18 protein-coding genes are annotated in these 18,217 nt (G+C 58.8%); 2 read left to right on the top strand and 16 right to left on the bottom strand.

Translation table 11 applies throughout. The annotated features are described in order from the left end of the window. Positions 1-11: 11 nt before the first annotated feature. The 5 genes from NHU87_RS11695 to NHU87_RS11675 are packed head-to-tail and all read right to left on the bottom strand — an operon-like array spanning position 12 to position 5,235. Positions 12-3,131: a pilus assembly protein gene (locus NHU87_RS11695; RefSeq protein ID WP_253548410.1), complete on the bottom strand. Its 3,120-nt coding sequence runs from the start codon at positions 3,129-3,131 to the stop codon at positions 12-14. Further along, complete coding sequence (locus NHU87_RS11690) at positions 3,118-3,597, bottom strand: pilus assembly PilX family protein (RefSeq protein WP_253548408.1); 480 nt, start codon at positions 3,595-3,597, stop codon at positions 3,118-3,120. The genes NHU87_RS11695 and NHU87_RS11690 overlap by 14 nt, the downstream gene beginning before the upstream one ends. 11 nt (positions 3,598-3,608) lie before the next feature. Then, positions 3,609-4,322, bottom strand: a complete 714-nt coding sequence (locus tag NHU87_RS11685; protein WP_253548406.1) for a PilW family protein — start codon at positions 4,320-4,322, stop codon at positions 3,609-3,611. Then, entirely contained in the window at positions 4,319-4,765 is a 447-nt protein-coding gene (gene pilV, locus NHU87_RS11680; RefSeq protein WP_253548404.1) for a type IV pilus modification protein PilV, read from the bottom strand. The genes NHU87_RS11685 and pilV overlap by 4 nt, the downstream gene beginning before the upstream one ends. Continuing rightward, positions 4,762-5,235, bottom strand: a complete 474-nt coding sequence (locus NHU87_RS11675) for a GspH/FimT family pseudopilin (RefSeq protein WP_253548402.1) — start codon at positions 5,233-5,235, stop codon at positions 4,762-4,764. The genes pilV and NHU87_RS11675 overlap by 4 nt, the downstream gene beginning before the upstream one ends. Positions 5,236-5,366: 131 nt before the next feature. Here NHU87_RS11675 and NHU87_RS11670 point away from each other — a divergent pair, with 131 nt between their 5' ends. After that, complete coding sequence (locus NHU87_RS11670) at positions 5,367-5,924, top strand: GspH/FimT family pseudopilin (RefSeq protein WP_253548400.1); 558 nt, start codon at positions 5,367-5,369, stop codon at positions 5,922-5,924. Here the strand turns inward: NHU87_RS11670 and ispH are convergent. From ispH to murJ, 6 genes are all read right to left on the bottom strand, one after another. After that, positions 5,893-6,840 (bottom strand): 4-hydroxy-3-methylbut-2-enyl diphosphate reductase, encoded by a 948-nt coding sequence (gene ispH / locus NHU87_RS11665; protein WP_253548398.1) that lies wholly within the window; start codon positions 6,838-6,840, stop codon positions 5,893-5,895. The two genes, NHU87_RS11670 and ispH, sit on opposite strands and share 32 nt — an antisense overlap. Positions 6,841-7,048: 208 nt before the next feature. Continuing rightward, positions 7,049-7,486: an FKBP-type peptidyl-prolyl cis-trans isomerase gene (fkpB, locus tag NHU87_RS11660; RefSeq protein WP_253548537.1), complete on the bottom strand. Its 438-nt coding sequence runs from the start codon at positions 7,484-7,486 to the stop codon at positions 7,049-7,051. 7 nt (positions 7,487-7,493) lie between these two features. After that, complete coding sequence (lspA, locus tag NHU87_RS11655) at positions 7,494-8,006, bottom strand: signal peptidase II (protein ID WP_008008698.1); 513 nt, start codon at positions 8,004-8,006, stop codon at positions 7,494-7,496. Beyond that, a complete protein-coding gene (gene ileS, locus NHU87_RS11650) occupies positions 7,999-10,830 on the bottom strand; it encodes an isoleucine--tRNA ligase (protein WP_253548396.1) in 2,832 nt (943 codons plus the stop codon). The genes lspA and ileS overlap by 8 nt, the downstream gene beginning before the upstream one ends. Continuing rightward, a complete protein-coding gene (ribF, locus tag NHU87_RS11645; RefSeq protein ID WP_253548394.1) occupies positions 10,831-11,781 on the bottom strand; it encodes a bifunctional riboflavin kinase/FAD synthetase in 951 nt (316 codons plus the stop codon). 129 nt (positions 11,782-11,910) lie between these two features. Further along, positions 11,911-13,449: a murein biosynthesis integral membrane protein MurJ gene (gene murJ / locus NHU87_RS11640; RefSeq protein ID WP_253548392.1), complete on the bottom strand. Its 1,539-nt coding sequence runs from the start codon at positions 13,447-13,449 to the stop codon at positions 11,911-11,913. Positions 13,450-13,837: 388 nt separating this feature from the next. Between murJ and rpsT the strand changes: the two genes are divergently transcribed. Then, positions 13,838-14,116: a 30S ribosomal protein S20 gene (gene rpsT, locus NHU87_RS11635; protein ID WP_003185593.1), complete on the top strand. Its 279-nt coding sequence runs from the start codon at positions 13,838-13,840 to the stop codon at positions 14,114-14,116. Between the two features lie 172 nt (positions 14,117-14,288). On the opposite strand, the gene NHU87_RS11630 is transcribed toward rpsT, so the two are convergent. From NHU87_RS11630 to rplU, 5 genes are all read right to left on the bottom strand, one after another. Further along, a complete protein-coding gene (locus tag NHU87_RS11630) occupies positions 14,289-14,750 on the bottom strand; it encodes a CreA family protein (RefSeq protein ID WP_253548390.1) in 462 nt (153 codons plus the stop codon). A 12-nt stretch (positions 14,751-14,762) separates the two neighbouring features. Beyond that, complete coding sequence (gene proB / locus NHU87_RS11625) at positions 14,763-15,881, bottom strand: glutamate 5-kinase (protein WP_038981484.1); 1,119 nt, start codon at positions 15,879-15,881, stop codon at positions 14,763-14,765. A gap of 123 nt (positions 15,882-16,004) precedes the next feature. Then, entirely contained in the window at positions 16,005-17,228 is a 1,224-nt protein-coding gene (cgtA, locus tag NHU87_RS11620) for an Obg family GTPase CgtA (protein WP_253548388.1), read from the bottom strand. Positions 17,229-17,421: 193 nt separating this feature from the next. Then, positions 17,422-17,697, bottom strand: a complete 276-nt coding sequence (rpmA, locus tag NHU87_RS11615; protein WP_007901871.1) for a 50S ribosomal protein L27 — start codon at positions 17,695-17,697, stop codon at positions 17,422-17,424. Between the two features lie 35 nt (positions 17,698-17,732). Next, positions 17,733-18,047 carry a 50S ribosomal protein L21 gene (gene rplU, locus NHU87_RS11610; RefSeq protein WP_007901869.1) on the bottom strand — a complete coding sequence of 105 codons (315 nt, stop codon included), beginning with the start codon at positions 18,045-18,047 and terminating at the stop codon, positions 17,733-17,735. Between the last annotated feature and the right edge of the window lie 170 nt (positions 18,048-18,217).

Raw genomic sequence — 18,217 nt, 5'->3', positions numbered from 1 at the left:
TCAACTCTCACTTACTGTATTTGTCGCCACATAATGCGACGGCCACTGCCGCCACCGGATTTTTCCACCAGTGTGGTCACGCCACCACCGGAGTCGTTTACAACCTTGCGGGTTGCGTCGTTGACGACCGCGTTCAGGGTCGGGATACCACCGGTGAAGATCACCCCGCTGGAAATCGTGTCAGTGCTGTCGACCGTCCCGTCGGCATTGGTGTCGAGCACCGCGTAATTGAGCATCTTACCGCTGAATGCATCGAGCTCGACCAGTTTGCCGGTGCCGAAGCTGGCGCAAGGGTCCGTGGTATCCACACTGGCCGTGGTAAATACGATTCGCCCCGACACCAGACTGGCCTGATTGATCACCCGCTCCCCTGTCAGCGCGGTGTTGTACACCAAGGGCAAGTACCAGCCTTTCTTTGCCGGGTAGGTCACTTCGTTCTGGCTGGTGGTGATGAATTGCCCCGTGCTGCCCGAAAAAACGCCGGTCACCGCCTGCGCCACCAAGCTGGAAGCGGTGATTTGCCCCGCGCCACCCTCCGCATCCCATACCGCGTAGAACGCCTGCAGATCCTTGTTGGTCTTGTCGGCGGCCTCGTTGAATTTGCCTGTGCCGAAAAACACTTCCTTGCCGCCCAATGCGTGATCGGCCAGCACCGGTTGAACAGTGATCGGTTGGGTCGCCCCACCCGCAGTGGTGAACAACGGCTTGCCGGAGAACGCCACACCCCAGGTGTCGGTCGTGGTGCCACTCAAATCGAACTTCCACAACCGCCCTTTCAAGTCGCCACCATAGGCGGCCTGCACCACATTCTGCGAGTTGACCCTGAGCTTCACCGACGACAGACCGTTGGTGGTTTCTGTACTGTCGACCACGATTTTCTTGATCAGCGAGCCGTCGCGGATATCCACCACGTACAGCGCCGCCACCCCGGAGTTGCTGCCATAACCGTTGGAGATAAACGCGGCCCAGCGACCATCGGCCAAGCGTGCCACTTCGGGACGCGCATAGGCATAACCCAGATCATTGAAGACGTTTGCCGTACTGGCCGTGGCCGGCGCACTGATTTCCCATAACGCATTAGTCACGTTACCGGCCGAGGCGTCGAACAGTTGCAGCGCATAGAAAGTTTTGCCGCCCGCACCCGTCCCACCAATCGCCAGGGTTTTCCAGGCGCTATTGAGTTGGGCATCGAACACGCCCACCTGACCGTCGACCAGATATTTGTGGCTCACGCCATTGATGTAAGTGGGGTCAGAAATGTAGCGCAATGATGGCAGCACACTGGAAGGCATATAGCCGTAGCGTCTGACACCGTTGGTCGAGTTGATGACATTTACAAATCCATCGTTTGCGTTCACCACCAGACTGGCATTCATGTTGGCGGCTTTGGTGGTCAGGTAGGTGCTGTAGCTGGTATCGCCCACCAGATCGGACGCGGTTTGGTCCGTGGGCGCGGCCAACACGAGAGGCGAATTGACGATATCACCGAGCAAGACACTGCGCGTTCTCAACCCGGTCTTGTTGGTGCCTTTGCTCCACTCCACCAGATCGCTGCCGGTGATACCGACGGGCAGGCTCTGGTTGAGGGAAGTCTGTTGGACCGGAGAGAAATTGTTGTAGGCCAGGGTGACGACGGCGTTGGTCAGGGTATTCCAGGACTGGTAGGTCGGCGCTGTAGCACCGGGCACGATGGTGGTATCCGTCGTCCACAGCACCGCGGCCGTGTTCACCGCCCCCGCCGATGTGAAGCCAAAAGACTTGATGGTGCCGCGCCAGTCCTTGGGGTCGTAGCTAGTCTGGAAGTAACTCGAATTGCTGGTCAGGGTCGTGCCATTAGCCACACCACTGCCACCTGAGCCCGCCTTGGAGGTGATGTCGCTCAGGGCTGAAGACAGTGCGCTGTTGAGTCCGGCGCCGTCGGTCGCCTGGTAGTACTTGCCCTGCCCGTAGGTCGCGGCGTCCGCCAGCATTTGGTTTGCCACGGTAAAACCCGCGGTGTAGGTATGCATGTTCTGCCTGGGAAAATCCGGGGCGTCCCAGCTTTTGCCCGCAACATCGGTTCCGGTGGAACGCATGTCGATATCGAAGGCAAACTTGGCGATGTCATCCAGATAAAGAGTGTCCCCCTCGTCGTCGCCAGAGACGTTGGCGCCATCGTTACTGCTAATCCCGTCCCAGTTCGGTAAGCGGCTGCCACCCAGCGGATCGTTGGTCGGAAAGGTTCTGTCGTAGGTCGGCAGGCCATCGGTGATCACCACCCCGTAGTTTCTCTGGCAGCGATACTGGATCGGACTGGTGTAGGTGGTGGGCGTCGAGTTGTTGTACGGCGCCATGCCACGGAAATAGCGGGTGATTTCGTAATAGGCTTCAGCCAGGGGCGTATTGGCTTCCGCGCTCAGTTCGTCGATTCCGGCGATCAATGCGTTGTAATTGGTATCAGCCTGAGCCTGAGTCACAGAGCCGCTGACGGCCGACAGATCGCTGACCGAGCGGGCGATGTAACCGCCGTCATTCTTATGGTTGCCGACCGCCAGGTTGAACGTCGCCAGACCGATACGCAGCGAGCGATTGCCGGTCACCAATGCCTTTGAAACGTTGCGCGCCACATTCATCCGGTAATCATTGGGGATCGAGCCATCGGTGAAATCCCGGTCGGAATTGTTGGCCAGGCTGATCAGATACGACAAGTATTTCGCCGTATATCGGGTGTCCTCGCTTCCCACCGGATCGGGAAGTTTCAGGCAAAGCGAATCCCAACCAAAAAAACTGTTGTTATAAAATCCGTACCATCCTTTCGAACATGTTCCTCGAGTCAAACTCGACAAGGAAATATTGTTATCGGTCATATCAAGGTCCCGGCCTTTCAAGCACGAACCATTCGAGAGACAAATAGTCACCGGGGTGCGTGGGACCGTCGGGTCGAAGCCGACCGCCCAGATAATGTTGTTCATACTCCCCGAGTCGTCGAGTAACAGCATCACATTGGGCGCCACGGCGGCGGCGTTCAACAGCGGCGAATCCGAGGGCGTGAAGGCGTAAGCCGGCGCTGTCAGATAAAGGCTCAACGCCGCGCCGCAGAACAACTGCAACAACCAATGGCGCCAGCCTGTGCGGGTCTCAGTACTTCGCATAGATACTCTCCACCACACTGCGCGAATTGCCCGCGATGCCCACGGCGGTCACCCGGTACAGCGTTGCCGATGTATTGCTCGGCACGTTCACGGCCGTCAGTGTGGTGCCGATGTTCTGCACCCCGTAAAAACTGTTGCCGGCGGCAATCCAGGTCACCCCCGAAGTGGAATTGAACCCGGCAGCAGTGATGACCGACGCCTCGGCCGGCGGCGCGCATTGGCTGGTACCGCTGCAAACCGGCAATGAATAGGTGTCCAGTTGCACCGCGCTTTCGCCGACGCGCAACGCCGCTTCCGCACCCTGGAATGACTGATTACGCAGGATCACGCTGCCGGCCATTTTTTCCTGCAACGTCGCGCTCTGCATCGATGAAAGCCCGATCAAGGTCAGCACCAGGAGAAACACCAGACTGACCAACAGCGCCATGCCACGCTGGGCCTGAGGGGACATGGGGGAAATACTCATCGGCCCTCCCCTCATGGCAACCGGTTGCGCAAGGCGGCAACCACGTTGAAGGTTTGTTCGCGCACCCGGTTGTTCGGGTCGTTCAACGTCAGCGTCAGTCGCACACTGCGGATTCGTGCAGGGTCAGATGGGTTGCTGCTGTAAGTGGAGGCGGCCGTATCCGTGGCCGAACTGGCGAGGCCGAAGCTCACATTGAAGGCACTGACATTGTTCACCAGCACCTGCTGCGTCGTTGTGCCAATGCCCGACCCCATCAGCAATTGGTTGTTGCTGAAGCTGTAGACCAGTCGCCGGATCGGAAATGCCAACTGCCCAGATGTCGGTGTTCGTAGTCCGTTGTAGGCCGTGGCGTCGTTGCGGCAGTCCGAAACTACAGTCCAGGTCGGCGCACCGCCACTGCCGCCGACATCGGCGGTAACAAGCGTTAATTTTAGATTGGCATTGTCCCAACTGATCGGAGTGATCTGGCTGGCATTGAAACTCCCTGCCGAGCTTTCGTCGGTAATCGTGCCCAGGCAACCGAACATGCCAACCATGCGGATTTCCTGAATCATTTTGCTCAGGACGAACCGTGCATCCTCCTGCATGCCGGCGGCAGTGTTCTGACTGACGTAGGTGTTTTTAGCGGCGATGAAGATCTGCGCCACGCCAAGAACCACGACCAGACTCAACGCCAGGGCGATCAGTAACTCGATCAGGCCGAAACCTTTGCTGGCTCTGATCATGGTGTCGTCGCCGGATCAACGGTGGCACGGCTGGTGAGGACAAAACTACGGCGCTCGGCAGTATTGGCGGCCCGCGAGTCGTCCCAGGTAATGGTGATGGTGTACACCCGCTGATTGCGGGTGATGCTGCCAGTGGCGGTGGCGCCGCCGAAATTGACGATGTTGCTGGTGAAGTCGTAGAGGTCCTGATCCCGAGCCACGCCCAGGTTGCCCGAGGTCGGTGGCGTGACGGTGTAATCGGCGCCGGAGTTGGCGCGAATGCGGTCCATCATGTCGTAGGCGATAAAACTCGCCTGGCTGGTCATCCGCGAGCTGTCGGTATACTTCAGCGCATTGAGCTGAATCGCCGCCGCGCCCAACAACCCCACGGCCAGAACCAACAACGCGACCAGTACCTCGATCAGCGTCATGCCCTCCTGTGCGCGCTTGCTCCAACCCCTCATCCGCAGCTTCCACCCAATAGAATTCGTCCGTTCAAACACACATTCAGCGTCCTGCTCTGTGCCCCCAGTGCATAACTGATCACGACGGCCGTGGACGGTGCCGACAAACCGCCCAGATTGTTGAAATCAATGGCGGTCACTCCTGAGGTTAGCGTCAGAGTTGCACCACTGCTCATCGCTGGAACAACCCGCAATACATTGGCCGGATTGCCAGTACCGTCATAAACGCTCAGATCGCCGGTCCAGACACTGCCGCCTGCTGTCGGGCGAACCCGGGTGGTAATGCCCCGGTCGATCGCCTCAAGCCGGGCGTAGTTGAGCGCGCGTTGCAGGTCACCGATCTCGGTGTCGGCCTTGGTGCTTTGCACCGAGCGGGTAAACGCCGGAACGGCCAAGCTGATCAGGATCAGAAACACGGCGAGCGTGATCAGCAGCTCGATCAGCGTGAAACCTTTTGTACGATGATCCATCGGTGCCCTCCGTTGCCGTCGGCTATACCTGCTTCTACACGCTAGAACATTCGACCGGCCCCTGTCGGTTGATTTTGCCGCGAGAGACGCACGGATGGCGTCGCCCCACACATTCCAGGGAGGGAGTGCTCATGCCGCAACAGGGTTTCAGTCTGGTCGAACTGCTTATGGGACTGGCGATTGGCGCAATTGTTCTGTCGCTGGTCAGTCCGGCGTTTGCCACGCTCACCGAATCGAACCATCGGCAACAGGCGGCCGAGTCGCTGATCAGCGGGATCCGGCACGCCAGAACCCTGGCCATCACCCGCAACCAGAGCGTGGTCATTCATGGCATCAACGGCGATTGGAGCCAGGGCTGGCGGATCATTCTGGACATCAGCGGCAAAGGGCCGGAGGACAACAGCAATCCACTGCTGGTGGAGCGCGCAAGTGATGCGCAGACGCCGATTGTCGGCAATTGGTGGGTCAGGCGTTTTGTGCGCTTTAGCAGTCTGGGCCAACCGCTGATGCCCGGAAGGGCGTTTCAGGCAGGGACATTACATATTTGTTCGGTTCGAGATCCGGTTAGCCAGCTCCAAGTGGTGCTGGCGGCGAGCGGCCGAGTGCGCCTGACCAGCGAAAAGGCTGAGCAGGCGCTGTGTCGAAAGGCGAAAAACGTTACAGCAGTGAACGCACGCGCAGCTCTTTAGGCATGGAGAAGGTGATGTTCTCCTCGCGACCGGCCAGTTCATCGGCCCCGGTGGCGCCCCAAGCCTGCAATTGCTGGATCACGCCACGCACCAATACTTCCGGAGCGGAGGCACCGGCGGTGATGCCAATCCGCTCGACACCGTCGAACCAGCTCTTTTGCAGGTCTTCGGCGCCGTCGATCAGATAGGCCGGGGTAGCCATGCGTTCGGCCAGTTCACGCAGGCGATTGGAGTTGGAACTGTTCGGGCTGCCAACCACTAACACCACGTCGCATTCGTCGGCCAGTTGCTTGACCGCGTCCTGACGGTTTTGCGTGGCGTAGCAGATGTCGTCCTTGCGCGGACCGCCGATCGCAGGGAACCGAGTACGCAGGGCGTCGATCACGCGACTGGTGTCGTCCATGGACAGGGTGGTCTGGGTGACGAAGGCCAGTCTTTCAGGGTTGTGCACCTGCAACGCGGCGACGTCTTTCTCGTCCTCGACCAGATAGATCGCGCCACCATTGCTGCCATCGTATTGGCCCATGGTGCCTTCGACTTCCGGGTGACCAGCGTGGCCGATGAGGATGCATTCACGGCCGTCGCGGCTGTAACGCGCAACTTCGATGTGCACCTTGGTCACCAACGGGCAGGTAGCGTCGAATACCTTGAGGCCACGGCCTGCGGCTTCAGTGCGCACGGCCTGGGAAACGCCATGGGCGCTGAAGATCACGATCACGTCGTCCGGCACCTGATCCAGCTCTTCGACGAAGATCGCGCCGCGGGCGCGCAGGTCTTCGACGACGAATTTGTTATGGACCACTTCGTGGCGCACGTAGATCGGCGGCCCGAAGACTTCCAGGGCGCGGTTGACGATTTCGATCGCCCGGTCCACACCGGCGCAGAAGCCACGGGGGTTGGCGAGTTTGATTTGCATGCTGTGCCTCGTGTCTTGCGCGCAAGAAAATAGTAATGCCTTCCTGTTGCTCAAACACAAGGCTCGAGAACAGTGAGACTTCCTGTGGGAGCGAGCTTGCTCGCGATGGCTGAGTGTCAGCCAACATCAATATTGAATGTTAGGCCCTCATCGCGAGCAAGCTCGCTCCCACAGGGTCGCGGGGCAGCAGGTACCGCCCTGCAATGCCTTAGATTGCTTTGACGTTGATGATCTCGACGTCAAAGGTCAAGGTTTTACCGGCCAGCGGGTGGTTGAAGTCGATGGTCACTTGGACGTCATCGAATTCTTTCACCACACCGGGCAGCTCAGTATTGGCCGCATCGTTGAAAATCACCAGCAATCCTGGCGACAGTTCCATGTCCTTGAACTGCGTGCGCGGGATGATCTGTACGTTTTGCGGGTTCGGCTGACCAAAGGCGTTTTCCGGCTCGATGGTCAGGGTGCGCTTGTCGCCGACCTTGAAGCCAAACAGTGCTGCTTCGAAACCTGGCAACAGGCTGCCGTCGCCAACCTTGAAGGTCGCCGGGGCTTTGTCGAAGGTGCTGTCGACGGTGTCGCCGTTCTCAAGACGCAATGCAAAGTGCAAGGTGACTTCCGTGTTCTGGCCGATGCGTTGCTCAGCCAATACCTGTTCAGTCATGAACGGTTTCTCCGGTCTTTTTACTTTTGAACATATCCAGTGCAAGCATCACGGCACCGACAGTGATTGCACTGTCGGCAAAGTTGAACGCCGGGAAATACCAGCGGTTCTGCCAATGCACCAGAATGAAATCGATCACATGGCCCAGGGCAATGCGGTCGTACAGGTTACCCAGCGCGCCACCCAGCACCAGCGCCAAGGCGACTGCCAGCCAGGTTTCGTTGCGCCCCAAGCGCTTGAGCCAGACCACCAGCACCGCACTGACCACCACCGCGATCAGGGCGAACAGCCAGCGCTGCCAGCCCGAGCTGTCAGCCAGGAAACTGAACGCTGCGCCGGTGTTGTAGGCCAGGGTCCAGCTGAAGTAATCGGGGATCACCACGATTTGCTGGTACATGCTCAGCGAGCCTTCGAAGTAGAACTTGCTGGCCTGGTCGATGACTAGGACCAGCAAACTCAACCAGAGCCAGCTCAGCCGTCCAAAACGGCCAACGGCGTTAGGCATAGTGACGAACCTCGCCAGCGCCGCTGATGTTGTCGACGCAACGACCGCAGATTTCCGGATGCTCCGGGTTCACCCCAACGTCTTCACGGCAGTGCCAGCAACGGGCGCACTTTGCATGGCTCGACTTGACCACTTGCAGTTTCAAACCGCCGACTTCGGTGACCACGGCATCGCCCGGCGCCTGAACGAACGGCGCAACAGTGGCAGTCGAGGTGATCAGTACGAAGCGCAGTTCGTTGCTCAGCTTGGCCAGGTCGGCGCTCAGCGCGTCTTCGGCGAACAGCGTCACTTCGGCTTGCAAGTTGCCACCGACGGCCTTCGCCGCGCGCTGGATTTCCATTTCCTTGTTGACCGCCACCTTCACCGCCATGATCCGCTCCCAGTAGGCGCGGTCCAGTTCGAAGCCTTCAGGCAATTCGGTCAGGCCTTCGTACCAGGTGTTGAGCATCACAGACTCGTTACGCTCGCCCGGCAGGTACTGCCACAGCTCGTCGGCGGTAAACGCCAGGATCGGCGCGATCCAGCGCACCAGCGCTTCGCTGATGTGGTACAGCGCGGTTTGCGCCGAACGACGGGCCTTGCTGTTGGCGCCAGTGGTGTACTGACGGTCCTTGATGATATCGAGGTAGAAACCGCCCAGCTCCTGCACGCAGAAGTTGTGGATCTTGGAGTAGACGTTCCAGAAGCGGTATTCGCCGTAGTGCTCTTGCAACTCGCGTTGCAGCAGCAGGGTGCGATCCACGGCCCAACGGTCCAGCGCCAGCATTTCTTCGGCCGGCAGGATGTCGGTGGCCGGGTTGAAGCCGGTCAGGTTGGAGAGCAGGAAGCGCGCGGTGTTACGGATGCGCCGGTAGGCGTCCGCACTGCGTTGGAGGATTTGCTCGGAAACCGCCATTTCACCCGAGTAGTCGGTAGAAGCGACCCACAGACGCATGATATCGGCGCCCAGAGTGTCGTTGACCTTCTGCGGCGCGATCACGTTGCCCAAAGACTTGGACATTTTGCGACCGGACTCGTCAACGGTGAAACCGTGGGTCAGCAGCTCGCGGTACGGGGCGTGGTCGTCGATGGCGCAACCGGTCAGCAACGACGAGTGGAACCAGCCGCGGTGTTGGTCCGAACCTTCCAGGTACAAGTCGGCACGTGGACCGGTCTCATGGCCCATCGAGTGCGAACCGCGCAGGACGTGCCAGTGCGTGGTGCCCGAGTCGAACCAGACGTCCAGGGTGTCGCTGATCTTGTCGTACAGCGGCGCTTCTTCACCGAGCAACTCGGCGGCGTCCATCTTGAACCAGGCTTCGATGCCTTCGACTTCAACGCGCTTGGCGACTTCTTCCATCAGCTCAACGGTGCGTGGATGCAGTTCGCCGCTTTCCTTGTTCAGGAAGAACGGGATCGGCACGCCCCAGTTGCGCTGACGGGAGATGCACCAGTCAGGACGGTTGGCGATCATCGAGTGCAGACGCGCCTGGCCCCAGGCCGGAACGAATTTGGTCTCATCGATGGCTTTGATTGCGCGTTTGCGCAGGGTTTCGCCGGTCGCTGGCTCTTTGTCCATACCGATGAACCACTGCGCGGTGGCGCGGTAGATCAGCGGGGTCTTGTGACGCCAGCAGTGCATGTAGCTGTGTTCAATGGTTTCGGTGTGCAGCAGCGCGCCGACTTCCGACAGTTTGTCGACGATGGCCGGGTTGGCCTTCCAGATGAACTGGCCGCCGAAGAACTCCAGCGATGTCGCGTACACGCCGTTGCTTTGCACCGGATTGAGGATGTCGTCGTTGACCATGCCATAGGCTTTGCAGGTCACGAAGTCGTCTACGCCATAGGCTGGCGAGGAGTGAACCACACCGGTGCCCGCGCCCAGTTCGACGTATTCGGCCAGGTAAACCGGCGACAGACGATCGTAGAACGGGTGACGGAAGTTGATCAGTTCCAGTTCTTTACCGGTGGTGGTCGCAATGACCGAACCTTCCAGGCTGTAACGGGCAAGGCACGACTCGACCAGCTCCTCAGCCAACACCAGCAGTTTGTCGCCGACGTCGACCAGGGCGTAGTTGAATTCCGGGTGAACGTTCAACGCCTGGTTGGCCGGGATGGTCCACGGGGTGGTGGTCCAGATCACGATCGAGGCAGGTTTGCCCAGCGATGGCAGACCGAACGCGGCAGCCAGTTTGGCTTCATCAGCGATCGGAAACGCCACGTCGATGGTCGCGGATTTTTTGTTCTCGTACTCGACTTCCGCTTCAGCCAGGGCCGAACCGCAGTCAAAACACCAGTTCACAGGCTTCAGGCCCTTGAACACGAAGCCACCCTTGACGATTTCCGCCAGGGCGCGGATTTCACCGGCCTCGTTTTTGAAGTCCATGGTCTTGTACGGGTTGGCGAAATCGCCCAGCACGCCCAGACGGATGAACTCGGACTTCTGGCCTTCGATCTGCTCGGTGGCGTAGGCACGGCACAGTTCGCGGGTCTTGTCCGCGCCCAGGTTTTTGCCGTGGGTCACTTCGACTTTGTGCTCGATCGGCAGACCGTGGCAGTCCCAGCCCGGAACATAAGGCGCGTCGAAACCCGACAGGGTTTTCGAGCGGATGATCATGTCCTTGAGAATCTTGTTCAGCGCATGACCGATGTGAATCGTGCCGTTGGCGTACGGAGGACCGTCGTGAAGTACGAACTTCGGACGATCCTTGCCAATCTCGCGCAACTTACCGTACAGGCCAATGCTGTCCCAGCGCTGCAGAATCTGCGGTTCGCGCTGAGGCAGGCCGGCCTTCATTGGGAAGGCGGTGTCCGGAAGGTTTAGCGTGGCTTTATAGTCGGTCATTTAAGGCTCTTCATTAGCGATTGGCGCTAGGTGCGACAGGGCACGGGCGGCGGCGACATCCGCATTGATCGCCGTCTTAAGCGCCTCCAGAGAGGCGAAACGCTGCTCTTCACGCAGCTTGTGGTGGAAAACCACCGTCAAACGCCGGTCATACAGATCGCCGGCAAAATCTAAAAGATGTACTTCGAGGTGGGCTTTGCCATCCCCTTCGACCGTTGGCCGCACGCCGATATTGGCGACGCCTGGCCAGGTCTTGCCGTCGATGTCGACGTTGACCAGGTAAACCCCGCTCAACGGCACACGACGACGCTTGAGCTGTATGTTGGCGGTCGGCGTACCGAGCTGGCGCGCCAGCTTCTGGCCGTGCAGGACTCGCCCGGCAATCCGGTACGGGCGACCGAGCAGCCGTTCGGCCAAGGCAAAATCGGCAGCGGCCAGGGCATTACGCACCTGAGTGCTGCTGACACGAACGCCGTCCAGCTCGACGGTCTGCGCCGCTTCGACGGTAAACCCCTGAAGGACACCAGCCTGTTGCAGGAAATCGAAATCCCCTAGCCGATCACAGCCGAAACGGAAATCGTCACCGACCTCCAGATGCTGCACGCCGAGGCCGTCCACCAGAATGGTATCGACGAATTCGCTGGCGCTGAGTTTGCTCAGGCGCTGATTGAACGCCAGGCACAGCACCCGGTCGACGCCTTCTTCAGCCAGCAGCTGCAGTTTGTCCCGCAGACGGGCCAGACGGGCTGGGGCGGTGTCCGGGGCGAAGAATTCTCGCGGCTGCGGCTCAAAAATCACCACGCAGCTGGGTACACCCAACTCGAGCGCACGCTCACGCAGCCGGGCCAGGATAGCCTGGTGACCACGGTGAACACCGTCAAAGTTGCCAATAGTGGCGACACAGCCCCGATGCTGGGGGCGCAGGTTGTGGAGGCCTCGAACCAGCTGCATAACGCGCTTCTTGCTCATAAAGTGGTCGATTATAACCACACCCGGCGGCCGACGACAGGCAACACCGTAACCCAAAGTGATCGAGCCGACAAAACCGTCGGCCCGCCCGTGTTTATCGAGACAAAAGCCTCAGCTCAAGGCCTTGCGATTGAAGTCGCGCAAACGGAAGCCCATCAACAGCAACATACCGAAATAGACCAACACGCCAGCGATCACCAATGCGCCCAGTCGAAGTAAACGCTCCAGCATATGCCCTTGCGCCCAATCCGGCATAAAGTGCATTGCGCCCAGCAATACCGCGGACATCACCGCCACTGCCACCAACAATTTAAGCCCGAATTTCGCCCAGCCCGGCTGCGGCTGATACATCTGCTGCTTGCGCAGTTGGTAGAACAGCAGCCCGGCATTGAGGCACGCACCCGCGCTGATGGCCAAGGCCAGACCGGCATGAGCCAGCGGACCGATCAGCACCAGGTTGAACAACTGGGTGACGATCAGGGTGAAAATCGCGATTTTCACTGGAGTCCGAATGTTTTGTTGCGCATAAAAGCCTGGCGCCAGCACTTTGATCACGATAATCCCCAGCAAGCCGACGGAATAAGCAACCAACGCGCGCTGGGTCATCGCCGCATCGAAAGCGCTGAACTGACCGTACTGGAACAGCGAAACCGTCAGCGGCTCAGCCAGAATCCCCAGCGCCAGGGCGCACGGCAATACCAGCATGAAGCACAGGCGCAGGCCCCAATCGAGGATCCGCGAGTATTCGTGGCGATCCTGGCTGGCATAGGTCCTGGCCAGCGTCGGCAGCAGAATCGTGCCCAGCGCCACACCCAGCACACCGGATGGCAATTCCATCAGGCGATCGGCGTAGTACATCCAGGACACGGAACCCGCCACCAGAAACGAAGCAAATATGGTGTTGATGATCAGCGAAATCTGGCTCACCGAAACGCCGATGATCGCTGGCAGCATCTGTTTCATGACCCGCCAGACACCGCTATCGCGCAGATTCAGGCGTGGCAGCACCAGCATGCCGATCTTTTTCAGGTGCGGCAGCTGAAACAGCAATTGCGCCAGACCACCCACCAGAACGGCCCAGCCCAGCGCCATTACCGGCGGATCGAAATACGGCGTCAGGAATACTGCAAAGATGATCATGCTGACATTAAGCAGGGTCGGCACGAAGGCCGGGACCGAGAAGCGGTTCCACGTATTGAGGATCGCGCCGGCCAATGAAGACAGGGAGATAAGCAATATATAAGGAAAAGTGACCCGCAGCAGATCGGTGGTCAGCTCGAATTTTTCCGGGGTCGTGACAAAACCCGGTGCCGTGGCCCAGATGACCCAGGGCGCGGCGAGCATGCCCAGCGCGGTGACCAGCGCCAGCACCAGCGTCAGCAGGCCCGAGACGTAGGCAATGAAGGTTCGTGTCGCCTCCTCGCCTTTCTGGCTTTTATATTCGGCGAGAATCGGCACGAAGGCTTGGGAAAAAGCTCCCTCGGCGAAGATCCTCCGCAGCAGATTGGGCAGTTTGAAGGCGATAAAGAAGGCGTCGGTCGCCATTCCCGCACCAAATGCACGAGCGATAAGCGTGTCGCGAACAAACCCCAACACCCGGGAAAGCATCGTGATAGAGCTGACAGCGGCCAACGATTTGAGCAGATTCATTGAAAGAGTTTTTGCCTGTCGATAAACAGCAGGCGAACAACGCGCCCACTTATGCGATACTCCGCGCCGCAACAGCACAGAGCCAAAGCTCGCGAGTTTACAGGTCGTACGCCGGAAAGAAATATCCAGCTCACCGCCCCCTTGAAAACGTAGCGAGCGAAGGCAAGACAAGGCGAAAGCAGGCGAGAAAGCGGAGTTGACTTTAGTCAATGAGCATTTCGAGTCTGCTTTCAACGCTGTATTGCCGAGCGCAGTAGTTTTCATGGGGGCCGGAACCGGCCACTTAGCGGAACGTTTCTCCCGCCCTTGACAAGACATCAACTCATCGGCATGATTCGCGGCCTATTTTGTTTGCTATTTCCTAAAAAGTCTTTCGAGGAGCTCGACGGTGGCCAACACACCTTCCGCCAAAAAACGTGCAAAACAGGCTGAGAAGCGTCGCAGCCACAACGCCAGCCTGCGTTCCATGGTTCGTACCTACATCAAGAATGTAGTTAAGGCCATCGACGCAAAAGACGCTGAAAAAGCTCAAGCTGCTTACGTTCTGGCTGTGCCAGTTATCGACCGTATGGCCGATAAAGGCATCATCCACAAGAACAAAGCTGCTCGCCATAAGAGCCGCCTGAATGGCCACGTAAAGGCCCTGAACGTTGCCGCTGCTGCCTAAGCGACACGCTCATTAAAAAACCGACCTCAGGGTCGGTTTTTTATTGCCTGCGGTTTATGTCTGCATCGGAGAGATGCTGCGCCAGATCTGACGCCTTCGCGGGCAAGCCTCGCTCCTACAGGCCCCACACAATCTGTAGGAGCGAGGCTTGCCCGCGAAAGCGATCTTCAGATCACTGCTGAGTCCACGGCAGGATCGGAATCGCCGTCACCGCATTCTGCGGACTGCCTTCGATCAAACGATCGCTATAAACCAGATACACCAAGGTATTGCGCTTCTCATCGAGGAATCGCACCACCTGCATGGTCTTGAACACCAAGGACGTGCGCTCCTTGAACACCTCCTCGCCATCCTTGAGCTCACCCTTGAAGTTGATCGGCCCGACCTGACGGCACGCGATAGAGGCCTCTGCGCGATCCTCGGCCAGACCCAACCCACCCTTTACGCCGCCGGTCTTGGCGCGCGACAGGTAGCAGGTCACGCCTTCCACTTTCGGATCATCAAACGCCTCGACAACGATACGGTCGTTGGGGCCAACAAATTTGAACACCGTCGACACCTGGCCAATTTCATCGGCCGATGCCAGCAGCGGCATCACCAACAACAAGCCCAATAATCCTTTTGCCACACGCATTCAGGTATTCCTTCAGACCAGAATCAGGTTATCGCGGTGAACCAGTTCCGGCTCCGCCATGTAACCCAACAGACCGACAATCGCCTCAGACGACTGACCGATGATTTTTTGTGCTTCCAGAGCACTGTAGTTAGCCAGGCCACGGGCGATTTCACGACCGTCCGGCGCCACGCAGACCACCATTTCGCCACGGCGGAAACTGCCCTGGACCAGTTTGACGCCCACCGGCAGCAAACTTTTGTTGCCCTGGGACAACGCCGTCACCGCACCCGCGTCCAGCACCAGCGTGCCGCGGGTTTGCAGATGCCCGGCCAGCCATTGCTTGCGCGCCGCCAGCATGCCGCGCTCTGGCGACAACAAGGTGCCGATGCGTTCGCCCGCCTTGAGACGATCCAGCACCCGCTCAATACGCCCACCGACAATGATGGTGTGCGCACCGGAACGCGCCGCCAGACGCGCAGCGCGCAACTTGGTCTGCATACCGCCACGACCCAGCGCACCGCCCGTACTGCCAGCCACCGCATCCAGCGCCGGATCATCGGCGCGCGCCTCATAAATCAGCTTGGCGTCAGGGTTATTGCGTGGATCGGCATCGAACATACCGTCGCGATCAGTGAGGATCACCAGCAAATCGGCTTCGACCAGGTTCGCTACCAGCGCCGCGAGAGTATCGTTGTCGCCGAAACGGATTTCGTCAGTGACCACGGTGTCGTTCTCGTTGATCACCGGGATCACCTTGAGCTCGACCAGCGCGCGCAGCGTACTGCGAGCGTTCAGGTAGCGCTTGCGGTCGGACAAATCGTCGTGCGTCAGGAGAATCTGCGCGGTATGCCGGCCATGCTCGGCGAAGCTCGACTCCCAGGCCTGCACCAACCCCATCTGACCGATGGCGGCAGCCGCCTGCAACTCGTGCATTGCACTGGGTCGTACGGTCCAGCCCAGACGACTCATGCCCGCCGCCACTGCCCCAGAGGACACCAGCACCAGCTCAACACCCGCCTCGTGCAGGGCAACCATCTGCTCGACCCAGACCCCCATTGCCGCGCGATCCAGGCCTTTGCCGTCCGCCGTCAGCAAAGCGCTGCCGATCTTCACGACCCAACGCTGCGCACCTGTCACCTTGCTCCGCATCATCTTCAACCTTAGCTTGAGGACAGCACGACCCAGCGCTGCCCATGACGTTATTCGTGACTACCGATTTCCAGATACTAAAACGCCGCTCTAGTGAGCGGCGCTTAAGTTTATCGCAACGAATCAGTCACGCACGTAAATGATTTCCGGACCGTCTTCGTCATCCACATCTTCTTCGTCCCAATCGTCGTCACCGATGTCATGGACCGACTTCACGCCACTGCGACGCAGGGCACGCTGATCGTCCAGCGCCTGCAACTGGGCGCGCGCTTCGTCTTCGATGCGCTGATCGAGCTCGGCCAGTTCTTCCTTGTAGGCCGGGTCGTTAGCCAGACGATCAGCACGATCTTCCAGGTAACGCATGATGTCATGGCAAAGACGCTCGGTGCCTTGCTTGGCGATCGCGGAGATTACGTAGACCGGACCGGTCCACTCCAGACGATCAACGATTTCCTTGACGCGAGCGTCGTGCTCTTCTTCAAGGATCTGGTCGCATTTGTTCAGCACCAGCCAGCGATCACGCTCAGCCAGAGACGGACTGAACTTGGTCAGCTCGCTGACGATTACTTCAGCGGCATCCGGAGCACTAGTCTCATCCAGCGGCGCCATGTCGACGAGGTGCAGCAGCAGACGGGTACGCGACAAATGCTTGAGGAAGCGAATCCCCAGGCCCGCGCCGTCGGAAGCACCTTCGATCAGGCCAGGAATGTCCGCCACCACGAAACTTTTCCAGCGATCGACGCTGACCACACCCAGGTTCGGCACCAGAGTGGTGAACGGGTAGTCGGCGACTTTCGGCTTGGCGGCCGATACCGAGCGAATGAAGGTACTTTTGCCGGCGTTCGGCAAACCCAGCAGACCGACGTCCGCCAACACCTTCATTTCCAGTTTCAGGTCACGCTGCTCACCCGGCTTGCCCGGCGTGGTCTGGCGCGGTGCCCGGTTGGTACTGGATTTGAATCGGGTGTTACCCAGACCGTGCCAGCCGCCATGAGCCACCAGCAGACGCTGGCCAGCCTTGGTCAGGTCGCCGATCACTTCCTGAGTCGCGGAATCGATGACGGTAGTGCCCACCGGAACGCGCAGCACTAACTCCTCACCTTTCTTGCCGGTGCAGTCAGTGCTGCCGCCGTTGGAACCGCGCTCGGCATCGAAGTGCCGGGTGTAACGGTAGTCCACCAGGGTGTTCAGGTTTTCGTCGGCAACCATGTAGACCGAGCCACCATCACCACCGTCACCGCCGTTCGGGCCGCCGTTTTCAATGAATTTTTCGCGACGGAAGCTCATGCAACCGTTGCCGCCGTCCCCGGCCTTTACTCGAATCGATACTTCATCAACAAACTTCATAACAAAACGCCTCTCGCCATACGGACGAGCCGAAAAAACCTAGACATAAGACTCTTGCAAAAATGAGCGCAGCGACCTCAATCAACGACCGCCAATACAGCGCTGGAGCCCATCACAAACAGCTTTGCAAGAGACTCACCCCACAAACGAAAAAGCCCCGTCGCAAGACAGGGCTTTTCCAGCAACTACGTAATTATGCCGCGACGACGTCAGTCTTCGGAACAATGCTTACGTAACGACGACCGAAGGCGCCTTTTACTTCGAACTTGATCACGCCGTCGATTTTAGCGAACAGAGTGTGATCTTTGCCCATGCCAACGCCGTAGCCAGCGTGGAATTGGGTGCCGCGCTGACGCACGATGATGTTGCCCGGAATGATAACCTGGCCGCCATACATCTTCACGCCAAGGCGTTTGGCTTCTGAGTCGCGACCGTTACGGGTACTACCACCAGCTTTTTTGTGTGCCATGAGTTCAATTCTCCTAGTGAGGAATTAGGCTGAAATTAAGCCTGAATACCGGTGATTTTGATCTCGGTGTACCACTGGCGGTGGCCCATACGCTTCATGTGGTGCTTACGACGACGGAACTTGATGATGCGGACTTTATCGTGACGACCTTGGGAGATCACTTCAGCCACAACGGTAGCGCCAGGAACAACTGGAGCGCCGATATTCACGTCGTCGCCATTGGCAACCAACAGAACGCGATCAAAAGTAACGGATTCGCCGGTAGCGATTTCCAGTTTTTCGATCTTCAGGTATTCACCTGGAGCAACTTTGTACTGCTTGCCACCAGTAACGATTACTGCATAAGACATGGTATTTCTCCGATAATCCTGCTCACCCAGCTCTTTATAAGAAGAGGTATTGGCTGGCATGGCTGCATAAGGCTGGAAGGCCTGTTTGCAATTGCGTAAGGCAGGTGCTGCCCAGGAAGTTCAGGGTGCGCGATTGTACGCAAGCTGCTTGAGCGTTGCAAGTGGTCGTC

It is taken from the genome of Pseudomonas mandelii, assembly GCF_024138395.1.
Taxonomy (GTDB): Bacteria; Pseudomonadota; Gammaproteobacteria; order Pseudomonadales; family Pseudomonadaceae; genus Aquipseudomonas; species Aquipseudomonas mandelii_E.
Note: the sequence above shows the minus strand (reverse complement) of the source record. Positions and strands in the feature narration are given on the sequence as shown.

What these genes read in the sequence shown, in the direction of transcription:
- NHU87_RS11695 (WP_253548410.1), bottom strand. Translation starts at nt 3,131, where the DNA reads ATGCGAAGTACTGAGACCCGCACAGGCTGGCGCCATTGGTTGTTGCAG.
- NHU87_RS11690 (WP_253548408.1), bottom strand. Translation starts at nt 3,597, where the DNA reads ATGAGTATTTCCCCCATGTCCCCTCAGGCCCAGCGTGGCATGGCGCTG.
- NHU87_RS11685 (WP_253548406.1), bottom strand. Translation starts at nt 4,322, where the DNA reads ATGATCAGAGCCAGCAAAGGTTTCGGCCTGATCGAGTTACTGATCGCC.
- pilV (WP_253548404.1), bottom strand. Translation starts at nt 4,765, where the DNA reads ATGAGGGGTTGGAGCAAGCGCGCACAGGAGGGCATGACGCTGATCGAG.
- NHU87_RS11675 (WP_253548402.1), bottom strand. Translation starts at nt 5,235, where the DNA reads ATGGATCATCGTACAAAAGGTTTCACGCTGATCGAGCTGCTGATCACG.
- NHU87_RS11670 (WP_253548400.1), top strand. Translation starts at nt 5,367, where the DNA reads ATGCCGCAACAGGGTTTCAGTCTGGTCGAACTGCTTATGGGACTGGCG.
- ispH (WP_253548398.1), bottom strand. Translation starts at nt 6,840, where the DNA reads ATGCAAATCAAACTCGCCAACCCCCGTGGCTTCTGCGCCGGTGTGGAC.
- lspA (WP_008008698.1), bottom strand. Translation starts at nt 8,006, where the DNA reads ATGCCTAACGCCGTTGGCCGTTTTGGACGGCTGAGCTGGCTCTGGTTG.
- ileS (WP_253548396.1), bottom strand. Translation starts at nt 10,830, where the DNA reads ATGACCGACTATAAAGCCACGCTAAACCTTCCGGACACCGCCTTCCCA.
- ribF (WP_253548394.1), bottom strand. Translation starts at nt 11,781, where the DNA reads ATGCAGCTGGTTCGAGGCCTCCACAACCTGCGCCCCCAGCATCGGGGC.
- murJ (WP_253548392.1), bottom strand. Translation starts at nt 13,449, where the DNA reads ATGAATCTGCTCAAATCGTTGGCCGCTGTCAGCTCTATCACGATGCTT.
- NHU87_RS11630 (WP_253548390.1), bottom strand. Translation starts at nt 14,750, where the DNA reads ATGCGTGTGGCAAAAGGATTATTGGGCTTGTTGTTGGTGATGCCGCTG.
- proB (WP_038981484.1), bottom strand. Translation starts at nt 15,881, where the DNA reads ATGCGGAGCAAGGTGACAGGTGCGCAGCGTTGGGTCGTGAAGATCGGC.
- cgtA (WP_253548388.1), bottom strand. Translation starts at nt 17,228, where the DNA reads ATGAAGTTTGTTGATGAAGTATCGATTCGAGTAAAGGCCGGGGACGGC.
- rpmA (WP_007901871.1), bottom strand. Translation starts at nt 17,697, where the DNA reads ATGGCACACAAAAAAGCTGGTGGTAGTACCCGTAACGGTCGCGACTCA.
- rplU (WP_007901869.1), bottom strand. Translation starts at nt 18,047, where the DNA reads ATGTCTTATGCAGTAATCGTTACTGGTGGCAAGCAGTACAAAGTTGCT.